The organism is Rhizobium sp. SVR5-2C (assembly GCF_056755115.1).
Genome location: NZ_JBNDHT010000056.1, coordinates 1 through 23,325 on the forward strand (window position 1 = coordinate 1; position 23,325 = coordinate 23,325).

Consider the following 23,325-nt stretch of genomic DNA (forward strand, 5'->3'; position numbering starts at 1 on the left):
GCAAATACGGTGTTGCGGCCCCGACTCTCGCGATCGAGGGAATGACGCTCGCCGGGCGCTAGAATGGATTGATGCAATGAACGACGTTGGAACGCTTCGCTGGCAGAGCGATCTCGAATTGATCGCCGATGCCGCGAAACAGGCAGGCGGCGTCGCTCTGAATTTCTTCAACAAGTCGCCGGAAGTCTGGTGGAAGAACGAAGGCCGCTCTCCGGTGAGCGCCGCGGATTTCGCCGCGAACGAACGGCTTGAATCGATCCTGCGCGCCGCCCGGCCGAATTACGGCTGGCTTTCCGAAGAAACGGAAGATAGCGCCGCCCGTCTTTCGACAGAGACGCTTTTCATCATCGATCCGATCGACGGCACGCGCGCCTTCCTCGGCGGCCAGACCTTGTGGTGTGTCAGCGTCGCCGTGGTCCATCGCGGCAGGCCCGTCGCGGGAGTGCTCTACGCTCCCGCACTCGAGGAGCTTTTCGAGGCCGTCGAAGGCGGCATTGCGATGAAGAATGGCGAGCGCATCGCCGCATCGGCCAAGGGGCCGGAAACCGTCAGCCGTTTTGCGATAGGCGAGGATGTGCTGAAATCGTTTCCTGGTCATCTTCAGGAGAAAATCGAGCGGGTAAAGCATGTGCCGTCGCTCGCCTATCGCCTCGCGATGGTTGCCGACGGCCGCCTCGAAGGCACCTTCGTCAAGCGCAATTCGCATGATTGGGATCTGGCGGCGGCCGACCTTATCCTGGAGCGCGCCGGAGGCCGGCTCACCGACCTCGAGGGACGCGCGGTTCTCTACAATCGCCCGCAGGTCAGTCACGCCGAGCTTTGCGGCGCTGCCGCGCCCCGCGTTGCGGAGTTCCTCGAAGGGCTTGCGCTGAGACGAAGCAGTTGACGTTTGCGTCAAAATCCCGCAGATGAAGGCGCGGGGGATAGAAGCGAAAGAGAAGAAAAATGACGGAATCCGGCGGCAAAAAGCAGCTCTTGCATCTCGTATTTGGCGGCGAACTGGAAAGCCTGGCAGATGTCCAGTTTCGCGATCTGAAGGATCTCGATATCGTCGGCATCTTTCCGGACTACGCCTCCGCGCTGACGGCCTGGAAAGGTAAGGCGCAATCGACGGTCGACAACGCGCATATGCGTTATTTCATCGTCCATATGCATCGCTTGCTCGATCCCGAGAATATGAGCGGAAAAGCCTGATTAGGCGTTTATGCACCGGCATTTGCTCAAGCGGCGGTGCCGGCTTGCAGCAGCCCATACTCGCCGCCGTCGATTGACGCATTCTGAACAAATTACTCGGTCATTCCGGCCGCAACAATGATTGGGGAATGGGTTTGATGAGGATCACTGCTGATCGGAGGCATTCTAGATGAGCTCGCCGAGCGCGCGGTTCGCGCTGGGCCTCTATCGGACGGCGGGGACCATCGCTTCCCCACTCGTCAGTGCCTATCTCGCCTACCGGACCGCAAAGGGCAAGGAAGAGCGCGCCCGCCGCATGGAGCGCTTCGGTTATGCGAGCGCCAACCGGCCGCAGGGTCCGCTTGTCTGGATCCACGCCGCGAGCGTCGGTGAGACCAACGCCATCATTCCCCTCATCCGCGAGATCCGCCGCCGCGACATTCATGTTATCCTGACGACCGGAACGATCACTTCCGCAAAGCTTGCCGCCGAGCGCGTCGGCAATGAAGCGATCCACCAATATGTGCCGCTCGACCTGAAGCCTGCGGTCGGCCGCTTCCTCGAATACTGGCAGCCGGATTGCGCCATCATTGCGGAGTCGGAGATCTGGCCGGCGACGATCATGGAACTCGGCCGCCGGCGCATTCCGCAGATTCTCGTCAATGCCCGCATGTCCGACCGTTCGTTCGCGCGCTGGCAGCGGCGTCTCGCGATCGCCGAAGCTCTGTTCGAAAATCTCGCACTTGTCATCGCTCAGTCGGATGTTGATGCGGAGCGCTTCCGTGATCTCGGCGCAAGGCATGTGACCACCTCCGGCAACCTGAAGGTCGATACGGACGCGCCGCCTTATGACGCATCGACCTTGGCCCGCTATAAGAAGCAGATCGGGGGGCGCAAGACATGGGCCGCGATCTCGACCTTCGACGGCGAGGAGAATGCCGCGGCGATCGTTCATCGCACGCTCAAGGATCGCAACGGACAGCTGACCATCATCGTGCCGCGGCATCCCGAGCGCTCGGATGAGATCGAAGCAGAGCTCGTCAAGCTTGGGCTCAAGGTTGCCCGCCGCACACGCAACGACGTGCTGTCGCCGGACACCGATATCTTCCTCGGCGATACGATTGGCGAGATGGGCCTTTACTTGCGATTGACGGAAGTCGCCTTCGTCGGCCGTTCCCTGTTTGCGGAGGGCGGCCAAAATCCGCTCGAACCTGCCATGCTCGGCTGCGCCGTGCTTTCCGGCAGCAATGTCCAGAATTTCCGCGAGGCCTATCAGAAGCTCGCCCGGCGCGGCAGCGCGCGCATGGTGCGCGATACCGAGATGCTGGCCAAGGGGGTCCACTATCTTCTTATCAACGACGAGGCGCGGCGCAAAATGATCGACGCCGGCATTGGCGCTGTGCAAGAAATGCGCGGCGCATTGACGGCTACGGTGAAGTCTCTCGAGCCCTACATCAATCCGCTGACCGTAAAGGCAAGACTGCTGCCGAAAATGATGGCAGAGGGCTGATTCAAAGATGGTGGCTAGAAGCATCAAGGGCATTCTCTTCGACAAGGACGGCACCCTGCTGGACTATGATGAGAGCTGGCTGCCGGTGAACCGCGAGCTGGCGCGCATCGCTTCCCAAGGAGATGCCGTTCTTGCCGATCAGCTGCTCGCCGCCTGCGGCATGGACCCGTTGACCGGCCACATCGTGCCCGACAGCCTGCTTGCGGCTGGCAATACCCGGCAGATCGCCGAAGGATTGGTCGCTGCCGGATCCAAGGTCGAGGTCGTGGAACTGGCGATCAAGCTCGACGAGCTTTTTTCCAATGCCGCGGAATTCAGCGTTCCTGTGACGGATCTGGCCGCTTTCTTCGGCCGCCTGCATGGCCGTGGCTTCAAACTGGGCATCGCTTCCAGCGACAACGAACGCTCTATCCGCCTGATGGCCCAGCGTTTCGGCTTTGCCGAGTTTGTGGACTACATCGCCGGCTATGACAGCGGTTTCGGCAGCAAGCCGGAAGCCGGGATGGTTCTTGGCTTCTGCAAGGCGACCGGGCTGAAGCCGGCGGAAGTGGCGGTCGTCGGCGACAACAATCACGATCTGCACATGGGCCACAATGCGGAGGCGGGCCTCAAGGTCGCTGTTCTGACGGGCACCGGTTCGCGGGAATCGCTCGCGGCTGCGTCCGATTATTGCCTCAACGACATCACCGAACTTGAGGATTTGCTGCACGACCTCCAGCCAGCGTGATTGGCTGCAGGCATAGCCGGTCGATTATGTCGCGACCGCACCTCCGTAGCTCCCTCACTCCACCGACGAGCACAGGAATGAGGGTGCGGGAAGCAAAAGCTTGCTTTTTCTTCAGTTTTGCCCTTTGTTTCCCCGCAGTCGATGAGTAACCGGGTGCTGGGGGCACCGGAAGAGCGCAAGGCGGCACCTATGGTATCCGAAGCGCCGCCGTTCTGGTGGACGAAAGCCGATTGGCGGGCGTGGACGCTCTCGCCCTTTTCCTTCCTTTACGGACGCATCGCCGGCTACCGGATGAAGCATGCGCACCGCGCCTCCGTTCCCGTACCGGTCATCTGCGTCGGCAACTTCACCGTCGGCGGCGCCGGAAAGACGCCGACAGCGCTGGCGATCGCCCGCGCGGCTAAAGCAAAGGGCCTGAAGCCCGGCTTCCTGAGCCGTGGTTACGGAGGCTCTCTGGACGTTACAGTGGTTGTCGAACCCGCTCATCATCGCGCGGTTGCCGTCGGCGACGAGCCGCTGCTGCTTGCCCGCGAGGCGCTGACGGTCGTTTCCCGCCGCCGGGTCGAGGGCGCAGAGCGGCTGGTCAAGGAGGGCGCCGACCTCATCATCATGGATGACGGCTTCCAGAGCGCGAAGCTCGCAATCGACTACGCCTTGCTGGTTATCGATGCCGTGCGCGGCCTGGGCAACGCACATACGGTGCCGGGCGGGCCGGTACGCGCGCCGATCGCGGTGCAGATGCGCTACGTCAGCGCTCTCTTAAAAGTAGGAAAGGGCAATGCCGCGGACGCGGTCGTCCGCATGGCTGCCCGTGCCGCAAAACCCTATTTCACCGCATCGCTGAAAGTCTACGGCGAGAACGATCTCGCCGGCCGGAAGGTGCTGGCTTTCGCAGGCATCGCCGATCCCGGCAAATTCTTCCGGACGGTGGAATCGCTTGGCGCCGAGATCGCAGTCAGCAGATCCTTCGGTGACCACGAGCACCTGACCGACGACGAGATGGTGGATCTGCTGTCAACCGCCGAACGGGAAAACCTGTCGATCGTCACCACATCGAAGGACTTCGTGCGGCTCGCGGGCCATCATGGCAGGGCCGAAGAACTCGCCGCCAAATGCCGCGTCATCGAAGTCGAAATGGCTTTCGAGGATCATCAGGCGCCCGGTCTTATCGTCGATCGTGCGATAGATGCCTGCCGGCAGCGGCGGCTGAGGGAAAAACGCAAGTAATATCAGCGCTTCTGGTTCGGCAGCACGCCCGCGCGTTTGTCCGCCTCGAAGGACGAGACCACGTCGGCATAAGGTTCCTGCCGGGCAACGCTCCAGTAGCGCAGTTCGTCGAGCGGGATATGTTTGCCGGTCATGGCGCAGACGACGTAGGAGCCCGGCGACAGGATCTGGAAATCTGCGTCGAGATAGCGGATCTTCGCTTCGCGGTTTCCATTTGCTTCAAACAAGTTCATCCTGCTCCGTTCCCGGTTGCCTTCTCCTGCCAATATCGCGGCGAAAGCACGATTGCCAGTATTTTCAGCTGCGTCCGAACAGGCGCTCGATATCCGACAGCTTCAGTTCGATATAGGTCGGCCGTCCGTGATTGCACTGGCCGGAACCCGGCGTCACTTCCATTTGCCGGAGCAGCGCATTCATTTCCTCCGGGCGAAGCCTGCGGCCGGAGCGCACCGAGCCGTGGCAGGCCATGGTCGCAGCGACGTATTCGAGCTTGGCCGCGAGACCCGAGGCCGTATCCCACTCTGCGATCTCGTCGGCAAGCTGGCGGATCAGGCCTTGCGCATCCACCTCGCCGAGCATTGCCGGCGTTTCGCGTACGGCAATCGCGCCCGGCCCGAAGCGCTCGATCGCAAGACCGAGCTCGCCAAGCCCCTCGGCATGCACCATCAGCCGGTCGCAATCTTCTTCCGGCAGGTCGACGATTTCCGGAATCAGCAGAACCTGAGACGCCAGCCGGTTCGAATGCAGCGCCTTGCGCATTGCCTCGAAGACCAGCCGCTCATGCGCGGCATGCTGGTCGACGATGACAAGTCCGTCATTTGTCTGCGCGACGATGTAGTTTTCGTGGATCTGCGCCCGCGCCGCGCCGAGTGGATAGTGCGGTTGCGGTTCTTCGCGAGGCGCGGTCTGCTGCAATGTCCGAGCCTGCGGTTCGGTGCGCGCGGCCGGCATGCTCAGCCCGTCGAAAGAACTCTGCGGCCTCTCGCCAAAACTGCCGTTTGTCGTCTGATAGGGGCGGGACGGGGAGGTTTCGGCCGACCATGCCGCTTGCGGCGGTCGCTGGTAGTTCGGCTGGAAGCCTGGCCTGAAGGCGCGCAGCATGCCGTCGGCGCCTGTCGTTGCCGCCCGGCTTCCGTCGCGCGCCAGTGCCTCGCGAACCGCGCCGATGATCAGCCCGCGCACGAGACCGGGATCGCGGAAGCGGACGTCCGATTTGGCCGGATGCACGTTGACATCAACTAGAGCCGGATCGAGCGACAGCGACAGCACGGCTACCGGATAGCGTCCGGCCGGGATCGTTTCTGCATAGGCGCCGCGGATCGCCGAGAGGATCAGCTTGTCCTGCACCGGGCGGCCGTTGACGAAGGCATACTGATGCGCCGAGTTGCCGCGGTTGAAAGTCGGCACGCCGGCAAAACCGGTGAGTGCGATACCTTCGCGCTCTGCATCGAGCTCAATCGCGTTGTCGCGGAATTCCTTGCCGAGCACCTGCGCCATCCGGGCCAGGTGGTCGTCTCCGGTCGCGGGAAACTCGAGCGTGCTGCGGTCGGTGCCGGACAGCACAAAGCGCGTGCGTGGAAAAGCGATGGCCATCCGTTTGACGACTTCCGTGATGGCCGCCGCCTCGGCCTTTTCCGTCTTCAGGAACTTCAAGCGGGCAGGCGTTGCGAAAAAGAGGTCGCGCACTTCGACGATCGTGCCCGGATTGCCTGCGGAGGGCCTGAGATGCAGCACCTTGCCACCAGCGACTGCAATTTCGCTCCCGACGCCGCCATCCTTCCGGCGGCTGGAAATGCTGAGCTTCGCTACGGATCCGATGGAAGGCAGAGCCTCGCCGCGAAAGCCAAGGGTGCGAATGTCATCGAGCGTTGTCGAAATCTTCGAGGTGCAGTGCCGCCGCACTGCAAGTTCCAGATCGGCGGCATCCATGCCGACGCCGTTGTCGCTGACACGCAGCAAGCCCTTGCCGCCCCCGGAGGTGGCGATCTCGATGCGGGTTGCACCGGCATCCAGCGCATTCTCGATCAGTTCTTTCGCCGCGCTGGCCGGACGTTCGATGACTTCGCCGGCGGCGATCTGGTTGATGAGCGTTTCGGAGAGCTGTCTGATGGCCATATCTCATTTTCGCGGATTCGCATGTCCGAGGGAAGGCTAAAAAGCTCCGTCCAGAGGAGTGTTCAGCTTCCCTGAATTGTACTGCTTAATGTTAAGCTGCCGTTAGGGGAAAGCTGGCATTTTGGGCGCATACAACCAATGAGCGCTGTGAAATCGGATCGATGTGGGACGTGAAGGAATGAGTGCCGGCTTCGAAAAGGCGGACGCATCATCCATAAGCGATGAAATGCTGCCTGAAACTGACCTGCAGCCTGCGCTCTTTGAAGCCATTGCGGATGGCCTCTCGGCCGCTCTCATCATCTACGATAAGAACGATCAGATAATTTTCGCGAGCCGGCAGGTGCTCGATTTTTTCCCGATCTCGCCGGTCGTCCTGAAGCCCGGGACCCGGCTACGGGATTTTCTCGGTGCGGTCTACGACACTGGCCTTCACCAGCAATATGCAGCTAAGCAACCGGGCGGTTCGCTTGGCCGCGAGGATTGGCTTTCGCAGAGGATTGCCTCCCACTGGCGCGAGCGGTACGAGATGATCGAGCGCCACGGCATCGACCGCTGGGTCCGGTTGGTCAAGCGCCGTCTGCCGAGCGGCTATTGCGTTTCCGTCATCTCGAATATTTCCGAGGAGAGGAAACGCGAGGAGCAGTGGCGTTCCGACCTCGAACGCGTGCAGCTCACCGAGGATATCCTCGACAACCTGCCGTTCCCGCTCTTCGTCAAGGACCGCAATCTCACTTACGTCGCCGCCAACATCGCCTTCTGCGAGAAATATCAGACGACCGTCGACCAGGTGCTGGGCCACAAGAGCAGTGATCTCTTCTCCCCCGAAGTCGCTCAGCGCTTCGAAGAGAGTGATCGGCATGTTCTGGAAACGGGCGAGATGTCCGTGGTGCGTCAGCGGCAGATCTCGCGCGATGGTTCGGAGCGCGACATCGTCAGCCGCAAGCACCGCATCGGTAAGCCGGGGCGCTATTTCCTTGTCTCCACGATGCAGGATCTGCCGCGCGAGGGCGCCGATCTCGACGAGTTCGACCGGGCAACTGCAATCACGACGTCGAGCCATCACTCCTATCGCCGGGCCTACGTGCCGCTTAACGGCGATACCGAGCACCGGGAGCCGGCCGCGATGGAGACGATCGTTCCGGAAAACTTTTCCGGCCGCAAGATCCTGGTCGTCACCGGCGACATCGCCGCTGAAGCGGGCGCGATCCGCACGCTTGCGAAATACGGCTTTGAAGCATGCGCGGTCAGGGGCGAGGATGAGGAGGAGCGGTTCCTCGAGATGGCAACCTCTGCCGGCCTTACGCTGGATCTTGTGATCATCGACAATCAAATGGGCATGCGCTGCCTGGAGCTCGCCGGGCACTATGGCATTCCGGTTCTGGTCATGGATGGGTTCCAGCTTGCCAACGAGTTGACGTTCCAGATCGCCCGGCACTTCAACCGCAACAAGCAGACGCCCACAACCGAAGGCGAAGCCGACTGGGAGATCACGACGTCCTCGGAGGCGGACTTTCTCCAGGTGCTCGTGGCGGAAGACAACGACATCAACCAGATCGTCTTTTCCCAAATCCTCGAGGGACTGGGTTATCGCTATATGATCGCGGCCAGCGGCGACGATGCTGTGCGTCTCTGGACGGAGCACAAGCCGCAGATCGTGCTGATGGACATTTCGCTGCCGGGACTGAATGGTTTCGAGGCGGCGCGCATGATCCGTGAGATGGAAGAAGACCAGCCGCAACATACGCCGATCATCGGTGTGTTGACCCAGGCATTTGAGCGGGATCGCGCCGAATGCACGAAGGCGGGAATGGATGATGTCATCATGAAGCCCGTCAGTCCGGACATGCTGGAAACGATCTTCCAGAAGTATCTTGCCGCCGAGCCGCTCCGGGCACGCATTTAGTAGGTTCTGACCCTAAGCGATACCATTGGCCGCCTACACGCGAATGCGCTGAGGGCGCCGCGTACTATCGGTTTGTTAAGACTTGCTCGCCATTCTTCCGAGTGCGAATGACGACAGCTTAGGTTGAACGATGAAGCCGGCGGATATACCCTTCTTGCCTGTGAGCCAGAACGAGCTTCAGGCTATGGCATATACCGATCCGCTTACCGGCCTCGGTAACCGCCACCGCATGCGCGACAGCGTCCGCCAGATTTCCACGGAGCGCGCAAGCGATCCGGCTCCTTTCACCATCGGTATTGCTAACCTCGATTCCTTCAAGCCGATCAACGATCTCTTCGGTTCCGCGGCCGGCGACGAGATCCTTTGCCAGGTTGCCCTTCGCCTGAAGGCATGCATTCCGGATGGAGCCCTGGTCACCCGCCATGATGGCGACGAATTTGCCTTCGTGCTGCCGCTGATCTTCGAGCGCGCGAGTGCCGAAAAGTTCGGGCAGATGATCCGCGAAGTGCTGTCGGCGCCCTACGATCTCGGCGATCGCAATGTTCGCCTTTCCGCGTCCTTCGGGTTTGCCATCTATCCGTTTGCCGGTGAGGAATTCGACGAACTTTTAAAAAGCGCTGAAACCGCTCTCTATCGCTCCAAGCGCCGCGGGCGCAGCCAGATCACCGTCTATTCGCGCGAGATCGCACAGGAGATGAAGCGCGCCACGCAGCTGGAGCAGGCGCTTCGAAATGCCATCATTTCGGACGCCATCGATGTGCATTTTCAGCCGATCGTCTCGCTGTCGAACAATCAGGTGATCGGCTTTGAGGCCCTGGCGCGCTGGAACGATCCGGATCTCGGCTTCGTTTCGCCGGGTGTCTTCGTACCGCTTGCCGAGGAGCGCGGTTTCATCGACGCACTGTCGGAAACCTTGCTTAGAAAGGCAGCCGAGGCGGCGCTCTCATGGCCGCGCGAGCTGTTCTTGTCCTTCAATCTTTCCTCCGCGCAGCTGATGGACCCGGGCACGAGCACCAACGTGCTCTCCATCCTCGGCCGCGTCGGCTTTGACCCGCACCGGCTGGAGCTCGAAATCACCGAAACCGCCGTCATGAGTTCCGCCGATACGGCCCACCGCATCCTTTCCGATCTGCGCCAGGCGGGCGTGCGCATCTCGCTCGACGATTTCGGGACCGGCCAATCCAGTCTCGGCCGCCTGCGTGATTTCATCTTCGACAAGGTGAAGATCGACCGTGCCTTCGTCTCGCGCATCAATTCCGACCGTGCCTCCGAGCACATCGTCAAGGCGATCCTGACGATGTGCGAAGGTCTCGATCTCGAAGTCGTTGCCGAAGGCATCGAGGACTATTCGGAAGCCGCGAAGCTGCGGTCGCTGGGGTGCGGCATGGGACAGGGCTACCACTTCGGCAAGCCTGCCGACGGCATTGCGACGCTGCGCTTCCTCCACGAGAACTATTACGACACAGCCGCGATCGACCGTCTGCCGGCCTGAGTTTGAGGCAGGCCGCATCGAGGCCAGTCCGCGCCGCCATCAGGCATCGCAATTCCTCCAGTCCTGCGTCATGATCGCCCTGGCGGAAGATTCATGCCGCGTGCCGGCGCGGAAAAGCGAGTGTCGATGACGTCATCCAAAGATCCCCTCCTGCAACCCTTCCAGCTCAAGCATCTGACGCTGAAGAACCGCATCATGTCCACCGCGCACGAGCCGGCCTATTCCGAAAACGGCATGCCGACTGACCGCTACCGGCTTTATCATCGCGAAAAGGCGAAGGGTGGCATCGCACTGACGATGACTGCCGGCTCGGCTGTCGTCTCGGCGGATTCGCCGCCCGCCTTCGGTAACCTGCATGCCGACCGCGACGAGATCGTGCCGTGGCTAAGAAAGCTCACGGACGACTGTCACGAATATGGCGCGGCGGTGATGATCCAGCTTACCCATCTCGGCCGCCGCACCGGCTGGAACCGGGGCGATTGGCTGCCGGTGCTGGCGCCGTCTCCCATCCGCGAGCCCGCCCACCGCGCGTTTCCGAAGGAAGCGGAGGAATGGGACATCGAGCGCATCGTCGCCGACTATGTATCGGCCTCCGAGCGCATGCAGGCTGCGGGACTGGATGGCATCGAATTCGAAGCCTATGGGCACCTGATGGACGGTTTCTGGTCGCCTGCGACCAACCATAGGGAAGACGAGTTCGGCGGATCGCTGGAAAACCGCATGCGCTTCTCGCTGATGGTCACCGAAGCGGTCAGAAAGGCTGTGGGGCCGGACTTCATCGTCGGCATCCGCATGGCTGCGGACGAGGACTGGGAGAAAGGCTTTTCGCGCGAAGAAGGTATCGAAATCGCCAAGCGCCTCGTGGCTTCCGGCACGGTCGATTTCCTGAACATCATTCGGGGCCATATCGATCACGATGCGGCGCTGAACAACGTCATCCCGATCCAGGGAATGCCTGCGTCGCCGCATCTGGATTTCGCAGGCGAGGTGAGGGCGGCGACGCACTTTCCCGTCTTCCACGCCGCGCGAATAGCGGACATCGCGACCGCAAGGCATGCGATTGCCGAGGGCAAGCTCGATATGGTGGGCATGACGCGTGCCCACATCGCCGATCCGCATATCGCCAGAAAGGTAATGGCCGGAGAGGAGGCCCGCATCCGCCCGTGTGTCGGCGCCACCTACTGCCTGGACCGCATCTACGAAGGCGGCGAGGCGCTCTGCATTCACAATGCCGCCACCGGTCGCGAGGCCGAAATGCCACACGAGATCGAGAAGGCGGACGTCCTGCGAAAGGCCGCCGTCGTCGGAGCGGGACCGGCGGGTCTCGAGGCGGCAAGGGTGCTCGCCGAACGCGGCCATCATGTTGAAGTCCTGGAGGCGACGGGCAAGGCAGGTGGTCAGATCAACTTGCTGACCCGCAATCCGCGCCGGAAGGAGATGGTCGGGATTGTCGATTGGCGGCTCGCCGAGCTTGAGCGCCTCGGCGTCGCAATCCACTATGACGTCTATGCCGGCGCCGAGGAGGTCCTCGCATTTCAGCCCGATCTGGTGGTCGTGGCAACGGGCGGTATCCCGCAGTCGCCGGAACTCGATGCGGGAGATGATCTGGTCACCTCGTCCTGGGATATTCTTGCGGGGGCAATCAAGCCGGAGGGCTCCGTCCTGCTCTTTGACGACAACGGCGGCCATCCGGGCATGTCGGCGGCCGAGGTCATCGCCAACAGCGGCGCGGAACTGGAACTCGTCTCGCCCGAGCGCTTTTTCGCTCCCGAAATGGGAGGCATGAACCATGTGCCGTATGCCAAGGCTTTCGCCGAGCGGGATGTCCGCGTGACGATCAACACCCGGCTGATGGCTGTCCGCCGCGAAGGAAACGGGCTCGTCGCCGTGCTGGGTTCAGATTATGCAGGAGACGTCGTGCGGGAGCGTCACGTCGCACAAGTCGTCGTCGAGCATGGCACCGTTGCGAATGCCGATCTCTATCTGGAACTCAAGCCGCAGTCGCGAAACCTCGGTGCCGTCGACTATGCCGCTCTCGTCGGGCGTCGATATCCGCTTGCAGTGAAAAACCCTGATGCGCAGTTCGATCTCATCAGGATCGGCGACGCGGTCTCAAGCCGCAACATTCATGCGGCGATTTACGACGCATTGCGTTTCTGTGCTCTCTTATAAGAAAGCGGCGCCCTTTCGGACGCCGCCTACGCTCTACTTAAAGCGCGAAACTAGTTCTTGGTCGAACCGGTTGCCGTTGTGTCTGTGCCCGTTGTTGCCGGAGGCTTTTCGGCTGCCTGCATCTGCAGCGTCTTGAATTCCGGAGCGGCCTTCAGCGAGTCGGCAGTTTCCGTGGTCGTCAGTTTCATACTGCCGTCCTGCGGGTTCTGGGCAGCGGTGATCTTTTCCATCGGCACGGCGACATCCTTCTCGCCGATACCGAGGAAGCCGCCGACGCCGATCACAGCAGCCACCAGGCCGCCATCCTTCTTCATGATCAAGTCGTCGACCTCACCAATGCTCTTGTTCTCGGCGTTATAGACCGACTGGCCAATATAGGTGTTGGCGCTGATCTGGTCCGCTCCCTGTTCCGTCAAATAGCCGCCGCCAGCCTGGGCCGTATCGGCTGACGGAGCCGGAGCCGGAGCCTTGGCTGCGTCATTCATCGGCGCGGTGGCGTCCGGCATTTTCGGTGCAGCCGGTTCGGCCGGAGCCGTCTGCGTAGCACCCGGCGCGGCGGGAGCCGGCTGGGTCTGCGAGAATGCCGCCGGTGCGAAGGCCGTGGCAAACAGGGCGCCAGCGGCAACGGTCGTCAGAAGTTTGCGTGTCATTTCGAACCTACCTTTTGTTCCTTCGAGTGGTCTTAAGCGCGGCCGCCCGTTGGCGTTTTCCGTGCCGGTTCGAAAGGACAATGACTGGGTAGGCTATTGGTTCCGCTGATAAATGCGGAAAAATTTCACCATTTAGGTGGAACTTTTAGCGACATGCGTGTGATTTTGGCCGATGCAACGTAGCCACGGCGCGTGCTCTTCCGGGCGTGTCAGAGCACGTAGATCGGGTCGAAAACACCCTTCACCGTCACTCCGAGCTCCAACAGCGCGCCAGCCTGCGGCTGCGACGACCGTGCAGACTCGTCGAGCCCTTCCCAGGCGGTCGTTACCGCCAAGCGATCCGCATTGACACCGATGAAGGCGGGGCAGGACGGCTGTGCGGCAGGCACCGTGTAACGGGCGATACGCAAGCCGTCGGGACTGTACCGGTCGACCACGCCCGCTCCCCAGCGCGCGTTCCAGATATAGCCGTCCGCATCACAGACAGAGCCGTCGAGACCGCCTGGATCCTCCATGCTGTCCACCATGACGATCGGCTCGCCTGCCGGAAGTCCCGTCTGCGGATCGACCATGACGCGCATGAGACGGCTGATGCGCGTATCGGTGTAGTAGCCGATCGCACCGTCCGGTGAAAAGCAGATCGAATTCGGGATACTGATGCCGCTGAAGATCTTGGTCACCTTGCCGCCGGCGACGTGATAGATCGCGCCTGCCTGGTTCTCCGCGCGCTTGCTCATCGTGCCGATCCACAGCGCGCCGGAGGGGTGCGTGCGGCCGTCGTTCGAGCGGTTCTCCGGTTTGTCGTTTTCGAGCGCTGCATAGAAGGTCAGGTTGCCGCTGTTCGTGTCGCGGACGAAAAGTCCTTCCTCGGTCGCCAGGAGCTGGCGGTTGGCATCGATGCGCGCCATCACGCTCGCCATCATCGGCAGGGAATGCATCTTCTTCTCCCCGGTGCCGAGGTTCAGTTCGTGCAGTTCTTTGCCGAGGATATTGAACCACCAGACGGTATCAGTGCCGGGGTCGTAGGTTGGGCCTTCACCAAGTACCGAATTGGTGTTGCAAAGAACTTTGCCCTGAAATTCATACATTTCCGTCATGCCTACGCTCCTACGGCTGCGTCATAGGCGTAAATGGTGGCCTTGGCGCGCTCGGCAACCTCCGCGGCCGTCATTCCCGGCTTGTAGATGCTGGTGCCCAGGCCGAAGGCGAGGATGCCTGCCTTCGTGTAATCGCCGAAATTCTTGTCGGAAACGCCGCCGACTGCCGCGATCACCAGATCCGGCGGCAGAATGGCGCGGATGGCGGTGATCCCCGAGGGTCCGAGTACGCTGGCCGGAAAGAACTTCAGGCCGGTCGCCCCGGCGCGGGCGGCGGCGAGAGCCTCGGTCGGCGTAAAGACGCCGGGCATCGTGACCATCCCATAGCCGCGCGCGCGGATGATGACGTCGGGCTCGACATTCGGAGTGACGAGCAGCTTCCCGCCGGCGCTTTCAAGGCTGTCGACTGCTTCGACGGTCAGCACGGTCCCCGCGCCGATCAGGCATTCCGGCGGCGCCATTTTGGCGGCGATCTCGATGGACTTGAAGGCCTCGGGCGAATTCAGCGGGATTTCGATCGCGGTCAGGCCGTTTTCGATCAGCGCGCCGACGACAGCCTGGGTTTCTTCCGGCTTGATGCCGCGCAGAATGGCAATGAGCGGGCGCTTCATGGAGGGGAAGGGGATGCGGTTCATGGAAATTTCCTCAGTTCGGCCAGATGGCTTCGGCAGCGGCCGAGAGCCCGCGGCGCACGGCTGTGTCTGCATCAATGCTAGTATATTTTAAGGACAGGGACTTGAACGCCGTTTCATAAAGGCTCTGCAGCCGGCCCGAGGCGACGAGCGTCACAGGCGTGTCAGCCGGAGCATCGGACAGCGCGCCGGCGATTTCCAGGCCGATCAGCGTGCCGGAGATCTTTGCTTGGGCACCGGCTGCGGTCAGTCCGTGAAGAAGCTGGCCGGAACGGGCGGTGAAGAAAAGGTTCGTCGCCATCGCGGGCTGACGGTACGCCGTCGAGACCGCCGCTTTGAATGCGGAATTGTCGGCGGGAGCATCATCGGCGCCTGCAACGGCATGCGACAGGATCGTATGCTTGCTGATCGCGTCGAAGAGTTCGCCGGTCATGAAGGTCGAAAACCCGATCACATCCCCGTCCTGGACGTGAACCCATTTCGAATGAGTTCCGGGCACGCAGACGGCCTGCATGCCCTTGCTGCCGGGGCCGAGAGCGCCGAGCAACTGTGTCTCCTCGCCGCGGATCACGTCCGGCGCTGCCTTGTCGCGTTGTGCAAGACCCGGGAGGATACGCACATCCCGGCTTTGGCCCGGAACGGAAACCGCACCAGTGAGGATCGAGGAAAGTGAAGCCGGAACATCGATATAGCCCGCTTCGACCCAGCCCTGCTTGGCACCGACCATGCCGCAGGCGATGACCGGTACGTTCTCCGGCACCGAGAGTGCTGCAAGATGCGCGTTGAGAACATCGGCAAAGCCGGTCTTGGCCGCCGTCGTCATGCCTTCGCCGCTGCGGCGCTCGCCAAGAATGTTACCGTCTGCGCCGATCAGCCAGAGCCGGAAACTGCTCGTACCCCAATCCACCGCGACATAAGCGGGATTCGCCATCAGAAAATGCCTCCATCGACAATCATGGACTGCGCAGTCACAGCGGCCGCGCAGTCGGATGCAAGAAACAGACAAGGGCCGACGATCGCGTCGGCATGCAGGACCTTCTTGAGGCATTGCCGCTTGATGGTTTGCGCGATGCTCTCTTCGGTCAGCCAGAGCTCCATCTGCCGCTCGGTCACGATCATGCCCGGCAGGATACAGTTGACGCGGATATTGTCCGGTCCAAGCTTCCCCGCCATGCTCTTCGTGAGCCCTATGACGGCGGCCTTTGCCGCGGTGTAGGACGGAAAGTCCGGCATGTTCAACAGAAAGGCGATGGACGACATGTTGATGATCGCGCCACCGCCAGCCGCACGCATGGACGGTGCTACCGCCTGTGCGGTGAAGAAGACATGGCGAAGGTTGGTCGCCTGGTTGTTGTCCCAGTATTCCTCGGTCACCGCGTCGAAATCATGCCGGTCGTCCCAGGCAGCATTATTGATGAGAACGGTAATCGGCCCCGACTGGGCGACCACTGCATCGACCGCCTGCCGGATCGCGCCGATATCGCGAAGATCGGCCTTGAAGAAATGCACCGGGTGCTCCGTATCGCGGGAGAGCCGCATTGCAAGCTCGCGGCTTTCCTTCTCGGCGATGTCGATGAAAGAGACCTTCGCACCCTGCCGGGCAAAGCCTTCCACGATCGCAACACCGATGCCGGAGCCGCCACCTGTGACGAGTACGGTGCGATCTTTGAATTCCGGAAACTGCGCAACTATGGCCGTCACGGTTTGCCTCCCGCTGTTCCATTATTTGGAACACAATTTGACTATGTGGAATTATTCAATTAGCCTGCCGATCATGTCAAGGCCAGGGTAGGCGATAGATGGCTCGGGGAAAAGGCGCTTCTGGGGAAAGCGAAACGGGTACATTGGGCAAGGCGATGGCGCTGCTCGAACTCGTGACGCACTCCGATGGTCCCATGCGCTTTACAGATATTCTTGCACTTTCCAGCCAGCCGCGCGGCACGCTGCATCGCCAGCTCGTCCATCTTGTCGAAGAAGGGCTTCTGGAATTCGATGCCGACGGCCGCTACGTGCCGGGGTTGCGGCTTCTCGATCTTGCGTCAAGGAGCTGGGCGAGGAATGAGTTCCGGCTGATCGCCGAACCATATCTCAAGGACCTGCAGCAGATGAGCGGCGAGACCGTTCATCTCGGCGTCCTGCGCGGAACCTCGATCATCTATCTCGACAAGATCGAGGGTAGGCAATCTGTCCGCATGTACTCGCAGATCGGCAATGCGTCGCCCGTTTATTGCACCGGCGTCGGCAAGGCCGCTCTTTCGGTGTTGCCTGACGATGCGGTGGAGCCGCTTGCACGCAACCTCTCCTTCAACCGCTTCACGCCGCACACACTCCCTTCAGCCGATGCGTTGCTGCAAGAACTAAAGACGATCCGCCAAACCGGCGCCGCCTTCGATCGCGAGGAACACGAACTCGGCATTCGCTGTGTCGCGGCGGCGGTCTGGACGGTGGACGGAAGCTTCACAGGCGGTGTCTCGATTACCGGCCCGGCCTACCGGCTGACGCTTGAGCGCCTCGAAGAATGGACAACGCCCGTAAAGCAGGCAGCGCAATCGATAATGGACGCCATCCGAATCCGCCTTGGTCCGCGCGGATAAATGCATCCCATGGATGCGTATATGTAAATATTATCGTGATAGTAATGGGTTATAAGCTATATGTTGAGATTCCTTCGCGAATCACGACAATTAGAGCCTGTTAAAACCTATAGTTATGTCGGCCATTGTATTTCGACCGGTTTTCATAATTTAATGTGGGCGCCCCCAGGCTTGCAGGCACAAACGGTCTGAGACGCCATAGCGCCCTTGAGAAGATGAAAAAGTAAATGACACCATTGTCGCCAGCATCCACCGGTGTAGATGGATTTATTCAGGAGATCGTGGGGCTGAAAACCCAGTTCGATATCTTCCGGATCATGAAGCGTGTGACGGAAGCATATCGAAGCCGTGCATTCATGGTGCTCAATCTCCCGCCGGTCACCTCACTCGAGCTTCAAGGCACGACGGTCATCACCAACTGGCCCGCCGAACTGCTTACTGTCTATGATCAGGAGAGTTTGCTGGCGAACAGCCCGATCCTGCGTCGCTTGCGGACGTCGTCTGTTCCTTTTTTCTATGACACCACGAAGCCCACTGGATCCAGGGAGGACGGCAAGGCGGTGCTGGTCGCGGCGCTTTTCGAGCGGTTCAAGATGACGCGCGCCGCATATTTTCCGACGCAGGAGCCATCCGGCGTGCGCGGCGCTATCTCCTTCTCCGGTGATCGGGAGCACTTCACGCCGGAAGAGATGCGCGATCTTTCCTATATCTCGATCCATGTGTTCGACAGGCTCGCGGAGATCCGCAGCCTGGATACGCGCATGAGGGACACGCTGACGGATCGCGAAGTCGACTGCTTGAATTGGACGGCGGCGGGAAAGACGAGCGCGGAAATCGCCGAGATCCTCCACCTCTCGGAACATACGGTCAATCATTACCTGAATCGCGCCACGAAGAAGCTTGATACGGTCAACCGCACCCAAGCCGTCGCCAAGGCGCTGCGCATTGGCATCATCAAGTAGCCCCAGCCTAAAGCGCATGCAGCGGCGTGGCGCGGCGCACAAAACTTCGGCACCCCTCTGGCGCGATCGCGACGGGAAACCCCTCTAGAAGGACAACTCTGGCCTCTGAGCAGTTGGCACACTTTCTGCATAACTACTGGCAGAGGTCCAGAGGGGACTTTGAAGAGCGCCAAAAAAGAACGGCGCCATCGGCAATTCGTCGTCGGCAGCGTTGATGCATCTCCTTCATCCGCAGCCGGCGGCGGTTGTTGCCTTTTTGTAACGGCTCACCTGAGATGTGGCTCTAGGCGCAAGGTGTGGGTCATCTTTCCTTTGGCTATTTCCGGATGTTGTTTTAGTCGGCCCTCAGCGCCGGGTTATCGGAGAAACCGTTGCGGTCATCAGGGCGAAAGCCCGGCGGACCAGATGGCCGCAACGGATTTAGATTGAGCATTTCCGCTGCTTCAAACGCCGATTTCATTTGGCGAAGTCGCGGCCCTCCACTATCTACCTTTCTTCAAGGACGATGATGAGGGTGGGAATGACCGAGGTCACCAAGGAACAGATTCTCGAAACGCTGAAGACCGTACGCGGTCCCGATCTCGAAAATAATATTGTCGAGCTGGGCATGGTTTCAGACGTCTTCATTTCCGACAGCAAAGTCTACTTCTCGATCACCGTTCCTGCCGAGCGCGCCAACGAGCTCGAACCTTTGCGTCTCGCCGCCGAACGCGTCACCAGGGAGCTGCCTGGCGTAAAGGGTGCGCTTGTAACGCTGACCGCCGACAAGAAGGCATCCGCGCCCGCCGCCCGCCCCGCTGCGGGCGCTCCGCACGGCCATTCCCACGCTCAGCAGCAACAGCCGCCGCGGGCCGGCAAGCTCGGTGTTCCCGGCATCAACGCCATCATCGCGGTCGCCTCCGGCAAGGGCGGCGTCGGCAAATCGACGACTGCCGTCAATCTCGCCCTCGGCCTATCGGCCAACGGCCTTCGCGTCGGCATTCTTGACGCCGATATCTACGGCCCCTCGATGCCGCGCCTTCTCAAGATTTCCGGCCGTCCGACGCAGATCGATGGCCGCATCATCAATCCGATGGAAAATTACGGCCTCAAGGTCATGTCGATGGGCTTCCTCGTCGACGAGGAAACGGCGATGATCTGGCGCGGCCCGATGGTGCAATCGGCGCTGCTGCAGATGCTGCGCGAAGTCGCCTGGGGCGAACTGGACGTGCTCGTCGTCGACATGCCCCCCGGCACCGGCGATGCGCAGCTCACGATGGCGCAGCAGGTGCCGCTCGCCGGCGCCGTCATCGTCTCGACGCCGCAGGACCTCGCGCTCATTGACGCCCGCAAGGGCCTTAACATGTTCCGCAAGGTGGAGGTCCCGGTTCTCGGCATCGTCGAGAATATGAGCTATTTCATCGCGCCCGATACCGGCGCCCGCTACGATATCTTCGGCCATGGCGGTGCCCGCAAGGAAGCCGAGCGCATCGGCATACCCTTCCTTGGCGAGGTTCCGCTGACGGTTAATATCCGCGAAACCTCTGACGCCGGTACGCCGCTCGTTGCAACGGAGCCGAACGGCGTCGTTGCAGGTATCTATCGTGAGATCGCTTCAAAGGTCTGGGCGCAGCTCGGCGGCCAGCCACAACGGCAGGCGCCGGCCATCGTTTTCGAGTAGCTGCTTCGGCGGGCGCTATCCTCCAAATTATGAAGGAAATGCGACCGAACCGCCGACTTTTCGCAACACGCCTTGATTATTTCACAGCTTTCCGTCATATGGCCCGCCGTTGCCATGATGGCAGCTTCTGCGGATGCCCGAGGATGGCCGTGCTTGCCTTTAGGCCTCGGCTAGCCTGGATCTTCGCAGTTGTCTTGCCGGTCGGGATTGGTGACTGCGGTGCGGTTGAGCAGAATGCATATCCGGGCTATGACCGGATGCAGCTGGAGTTGTATGAACCTTTTTTTTCCGTGGTCGTTAGGATCGGAGACTCATAGCTCGCGCGGCGCCTCGGCGGCTGCCGCGCCAGTGAAAGGGATCTCGATGAACAACACAGGCACTGCAAGGCAAGCCGGCGGCTGGAGCAACGCCCGGTGATTACCGCCTATCGTTCGAATTGCAATTCGGTCGAAATCCGTGACCTTTCGCAGCTTGCGGAGTTTCCGGAGGACGCGGTGTGGATCGATATGGTCGAACCGACCCGAGAGGAAGAGCTCTATGTCGAAAAGGTCGTCGGCATCGAGGTTCCGACCCGCGACGACATGAAGGATATCGAGCCTTCCGCGCGTCTCTACACGGACGATGGTGCGGTCTTCATGACGGCTTCGCTGCTTTGGAAAACCGAGACTGACGTACCGACACTGACCGATGTCGCTTTCATCCTTGCCGGCAACCGGCTGATCACCATCCGGTACGCCCATCCCAAATCCTTCGCGCTCTTCATCGCCGCTCTTCATCGGGTGCCGGAACAGTGGCGAAACGGCGCTGCTCTTCTTGGCAAGCTGCTTGAGACGATTACCGACCGCACGGCGGAAATTCTCGAGCTGGCCGTTGCTCGTATCGACATTCTTTCGACGCACGTCTTCGGGGACCGCGCCAAGAAGGTCCGCAAGCCCTCGAACTATCTCGAGCTGAAGCTCCGCGACATTGCCGGCCATCAACGCCTAGTCAGCAAGGTGCGCGACAGCCTTGCGTCGCTCGCACGCCTCATGACCTTCTTCTATACCGTTCCCGCCGTTCAGAAGGATCAGGCGACGAAGGAACTGGCGCGCACCGTCACTCGCGATATCCAGTCGCTGACCGAGCATGCGTCCTATATCGCCGGAAACATCACCTTCCTGCTGGATGCCTCGCTCGGCCTCATCAACATCGAGCAGAACTCGATCATCAAGATCTTCTCGATCGCATCCGTGGTGTTCTTGCCGCCGACGCTTGTTGCCTCCATCTATGGTATGAATTTCGAATTCATGCCGGAGCTTCATTGGATCGCGGGTTATCCAGTCTCGCTGGGCCTGATGGCGATCTCCGCTATCGTTCCGTTTTTCTTCTTCCGATGGAAAGGCTGGCTCTGAGGAGCTTGTAGTCATCCAATGCTTGACGAAAGCCATTCGCAGGATCGCAACATGACGCCGCGCAAGCTCTTCTATCTTGCGCTGGGCTCTGTGGGCGTCGTCTATGGGGACATCGGCACCAGCCCGCTTTACGCATTCCGCGAAGCGCTGAAGCCGGTCGCTCACGACGGTCTCACCCGTTTCGAGGTCATCAGCCTTATCTCGCTGATGCTTTGGGCTTTGACGATCATCGTCACGCTCAAATACGTGCTGCTGTTGTTGCGCGCCGACAACGAAGGCGAGGGCGGTACGCTTTCCCTCCTTGCTCTTTTGATGAAGACGGCAAACGGCCACACCGCAGTACTGCTTCTGCTTGGTGTCGCAGGCGCGGCCCTGTTCCTGGGCGATGCCATGATTACACCGGCGCTTTCGGTTCTGTCCGCCGTGGAAGGTGTCAAGCTGGTCGCGCCGGACCTCTCGTCTTACATCATGCCGATCTCGGCGGGCATCCTCGTCTTGCTGTTCGTCGTCCAATCGCACGGTACTACTGCCGTGGCCCGCTTCTTCGGGCCGATCACCGTGGTCTGGTTCCTTGTCATGGCGATTGTCGGCATCTCACACATCTCTGATGACTTCGAGATACTGGCAGCCTTCAATCCGTACTATGCCGTCAGTTTCCTGTTCAAGGAAGGATTTTACGGAATCGTCGTTTTGGGTGCCGTCTTCCTGACGGTTACCGGCGCTGAGGCGCTTTACGCGGATCTTGGCCACTTCGGCCGCCGTCCGATCCAATGGGCATGGTTCGTGCTGGTTTACCCGGCCCTCGCCTTGAATTATCTCGGCCAGGGCGCGCTGGTACTCGGCGACCCGCAGACGATGTCGGACCCCTTCTATCTCATGTTCCCGAAATGGGCGCTTCCCTTCGCCGTCATCCTGGCGACGGCGGCGACCATCATCGCCAGCCAGGCGGTCATCACCGGCGCCTTCTCGCTCGTGCGGCAGGCGATCAACCTTGGCTTCCTGCCACGCATGGAAATCCTCTTCACCTCGGAAACCCATACCGGTCAGATCTTCCTGCCGGCGGTCAACACCGTGCTCTTCATCGGTGTCTTGTTCCTCGTCCTCACGTTCAAGACCTCGGATGCGCTTGCAATAGCCTATGGCATCTCGGTCACGGGCGCGATGGTGGTCACCTCCATCATGGCCTTCGAATTCGTCCGGACACGCTGGAACTGGTCGCTCCCGGTGACTGCGATCGTCCTCCTGCCGCTGCTTGCGCTGGAACTGATCTTCCTCGGCGCCAACCTGCTGAAGATCCACGACGGCGGCTACATTCCGATCCTGATCGCCAGCGCCTTCATCATCATCATGTGGACTTGGCGGCGCGGCACTGCGCTTCTCATGGAAAAGACCCGGCATACGGACATTCCGCTGGCTTCCTTCGTCAGCTCCATCGAGCGCAAGAGCGATCACTCGCCTGCCCATGTGCCAGGCACCGCGATTTTCCTCACCAGCGATCCGGAATCAGCGCCGGCTGCCCTGCTGCACAATCTGAAGCACAACCATGTCCTGCATGACAGGAACGTCATCCTGACGATCCGCACCGTCAACAAGCCACGTGTTGCAAGTGCTGACCGTTACAAGGTCGAGCAAGTCTCCGAGCGTTTCACCCGGGTCGAGTTGCTCTTCGGCTTCATGGAAACGCAGAACGTCTCCCAGGCGCTCGCGACACTCAGAAAGACCGGCTTGAAGTTCGACATCATGTCCACGTCTTTCTATCTCGGCCGGCGCAAGCTGGTTCCCGATGCGAAGTCGGGAATGCCCTATTGGCAGGATCGGCTCTATATCGCGCTCGCCAATGCGGCGGCGAACCCTTCCGATTACTTCCGTCTGCCGGCAAACCGCGTGGTCGAGCTCGGCTCACACGTCATCATCTGACGCACCCAAACAGCGCTTTCAAGGACCCGGCCGTCGCGCCGGGTTCTTTGTGTTCGGCTATCAAAAGTGCTTATGGATGAATTTCGGCGCATCCGCATTAACC

Annotated in this window: 20 protein-coding genes; 13 read left to right on the forward strand and 7 right to left on the reverse strand. The window is 60.8% G+C overall.

Annotated elements, in window-relative coordinates; all coding sequences use genetic code 11:
• The first annotated feature begins 76 nt into the window (after positions 1-76).
• The 5 genes from ACPYOI_RS17335 (at position 77) to lpxK (ending at position 4,637) form a co-directional block, all read left to right on the forward strand.
• On the forward strand, positions 77-886 hold the full coding sequence (locus ACPYOI_RS17335; protein WP_481415720.1) for a 3'(2'),5'-bisphosphate nucleotidase CysQ: 810 nt from the start codon (positions 77-79) through the stop codon (positions 884-886).
• 59 nt (positions 887-945) lie between these two features.
• On the forward strand, positions 946-1,194 hold the full coding sequence (locus ACPYOI_RS17340; protein WP_481415721.1) for a DUF4170 domain-containing protein: 249 nt from the start codon (positions 946-948) through the stop codon (positions 1,192-1,194).
• A 169-nt stretch (positions 1,195-1,363) separates the two neighbouring features.
• Complete coding sequence (waaA, locus tag ACPYOI_RS17345; protein ID WP_481415722.1) at positions 1,364-2,683, forward strand: lipid IV(A) 3-deoxy-D-manno-octulosonic acid transferase; 1,320 nt, start codon at positions 1,364-1,366, stop codon at positions 2,681-2,683.
• Between the two features lie 7 nt (positions 2,684-2,690).
• Positions 2,691-3,410, forward strand: a complete 720-nt coding sequence (locus ACPYOI_RS17350; RefSeq protein ID WP_481415723.1) for an HAD family hydrolase — start codon at positions 2,691-2,693, stop codon at positions 3,408-3,410.
• Positions 3,411-3,599: 189 nt separating this feature from the next.
• Positions 3,600-4,637, forward strand: a complete 1,038-nt coding sequence (lpxK, locus tag ACPYOI_RS17355) for a tetraacyldisaccharide 4'-kinase (protein WP_481415724.1) — start codon at positions 3,600-3,602, stop codon at positions 4,635-4,637.
• Between the two features lie 2 nt (positions 4,638-4,639).
• Here lpxK and ACPYOI_RS17360 read toward each other — a convergent pair whose 3' ends face one another.
• Both ACPYOI_RS17360 and mutL read right to left on the reverse strand, forming a co-directional pair.
• Positions 4,640-4,870 (reverse strand): DUF2093 domain-containing protein, encoded by a 231-nt coding sequence (locus tag ACPYOI_RS17360; protein WP_168828544.1) that lies wholly within the window; start codon positions 4,868-4,870, stop codon positions 4,640-4,642.
• Between the two features lie 64 nt (positions 4,871-4,934).
• Positions 4,935-6,752, reverse strand: a complete 1,818-nt coding sequence (gene mutL / locus ACPYOI_RS17365) for a DNA mismatch repair endonuclease MutL (protein ID WP_481415725.1) — start codon at positions 6,750-6,752, stop codon at positions 4,935-4,937.
• A gap of 178 nt (positions 6,753-6,930) precedes the next feature.
• On the opposite strand from mutL, the gene ACPYOI_RS17370 reads away from it, so the two are divergent.
• The 3 genes from ACPYOI_RS17370 (at position 6,931) to ACPYOI_RS17380 (ending at position 12,319) form a co-directional block, all read left to right on the forward strand.
• Positions 6,931-8,655, forward strand: a complete 1,725-nt coding sequence (locus ACPYOI_RS17370; RefSeq protein WP_481415726.1) for a response regulator — start codon at positions 6,931-6,933, stop codon at positions 8,653-8,655.
• 130 nt (positions 8,656-8,785) lie between these two features.
• Positions 8,786-10,147, forward strand: coding sequence for a putative bifunctional diguanylate cyclase/phosphodiesterase (locus tag ACPYOI_RS17375; RefSeq protein WP_481415727.1), 1,362 nt, complete (start codon positions 8,786-8,788; stop codon positions 10,145-10,147).
• 126 nt (positions 10,148-10,273) lie between these two features.
• Positions 10,274-12,319, forward strand: a complete 2,046-nt coding sequence (locus ACPYOI_RS17380; protein ID WP_481415728.1) for an oxidoreductase — start codon at positions 10,274-10,276, stop codon at positions 12,317-12,319.
• Between the two features lie 50 nt (positions 12,320-12,369).
• Here ACPYOI_RS17380 and ACPYOI_RS17385 read toward each other — a convergent pair whose 3' ends face one another.
• From ACPYOI_RS17385 to ACPYOI_RS17405, 5 genes are all read right to left on the reverse strand, one after another.
• Positions 12,370-12,969: a PRC-barrel domain-containing protein gene (locus ACPYOI_RS17385; protein ID WP_168828549.1), complete on the reverse strand. Its 600-nt coding sequence runs from the start codon at positions 12,967-12,969 to the stop codon at positions 12,370-12,372.
• Between the two features lie 209 nt (positions 12,970-13,178).
• Positions 13,179-14,066, reverse strand: coding sequence for an SMP-30/gluconolactonase/LRE family protein (locus ACPYOI_RS17390; protein WP_481415729.1), 888 nt, complete (start codon positions 14,064-14,066; stop codon positions 13,179-13,181).
• A 2-nt stretch (positions 14,067-14,068) separates the two neighbouring features.
• Complete coding sequence (locus tag ACPYOI_RS17395) at positions 14,069-14,701, reverse strand: 2-dehydro-3-deoxy-6-phosphogalactonate aldolase (protein WP_481415730.1); 633 nt, start codon at positions 14,699-14,701, stop codon at positions 14,069-14,071.
• A 10-nt stretch (positions 14,702-14,711) separates the two neighbouring features.
• Positions 14,712-15,629: a 2-dehydro-3-deoxygalactonokinase gene (locus ACPYOI_RS17400; RefSeq protein WP_481415731.1), complete on the reverse strand. Its 918-nt coding sequence runs from the start codon at positions 15,627-15,629 to the stop codon at positions 14,712-14,714.
• Entirely contained in the window at positions 15,629-16,399 is a 771-nt protein-coding gene (locus ACPYOI_RS17405) for an SDR family NAD(P)-dependent oxidoreductase (protein ID WP_481415732.1), read from the reverse strand. The genes ACPYOI_RS17400 and ACPYOI_RS17405 overlap by 1 nt, the downstream gene beginning before the upstream one ends.
• A 98-nt stretch (positions 16,400-16,497) precedes the next feature.
• Here ACPYOI_RS17405 and ACPYOI_RS17410 point away from each other — a divergent pair, with 98 nt between their 5' ends.
• From ACPYOI_RS17410 to ACPYOI_RS17430, 5 genes are all read left to right on the forward strand, one after another.
• Positions 16,498-17,292 (forward strand): IclR family transcriptional regulator, encoded by a 795-nt coding sequence (locus ACPYOI_RS17410; protein ID WP_481415733.1) that lies wholly within the window; start codon positions 16,498-16,500, stop codon positions 17,290-17,292.
• A gap of 227 nt (positions 17,293-17,519) precedes the next feature.
• Positions 17,520-18,254: a helix-turn-helix transcriptional regulator gene (locus tag ACPYOI_RS17415; RefSeq protein ID WP_168828555.1), complete on the forward strand. Its 735-nt coding sequence runs from the start codon at positions 17,520-17,522 to the stop codon at positions 18,252-18,254.
• A gap of 520 nt (positions 18,255-18,774) precedes the next feature.
• On the forward strand, positions 18,775-19,914 hold the full coding sequence (apbC, locus tag ACPYOI_RS17420) for an iron-sulfur cluster carrier protein ApbC (RefSeq protein ID WP_481423120.1): 1,140 nt from the start codon (positions 18,775-18,777) through the stop codon (positions 19,912-19,914).
• A gap of 413 nt (positions 19,915-20,327) precedes the next feature.
• Entirely contained in the window at positions 20,328-21,305 is a 978-nt protein-coding gene (locus ACPYOI_RS17425) for a magnesium transporter CorA family protein (protein WP_481423121.1), read from the forward strand.
• Between the two features lie 18 nt (positions 21,306-21,323).
• Positions 21,324-23,222 (forward strand): potassium transporter Kup, encoded by a 1,899-nt coding sequence (locus ACPYOI_RS17430; protein WP_481423122.1) that lies wholly within the window; start codon positions 21,324-21,326, stop codon positions 23,220-23,222.
• Positions 23,223-23,325: the final 103 nt, after the last annotated feature.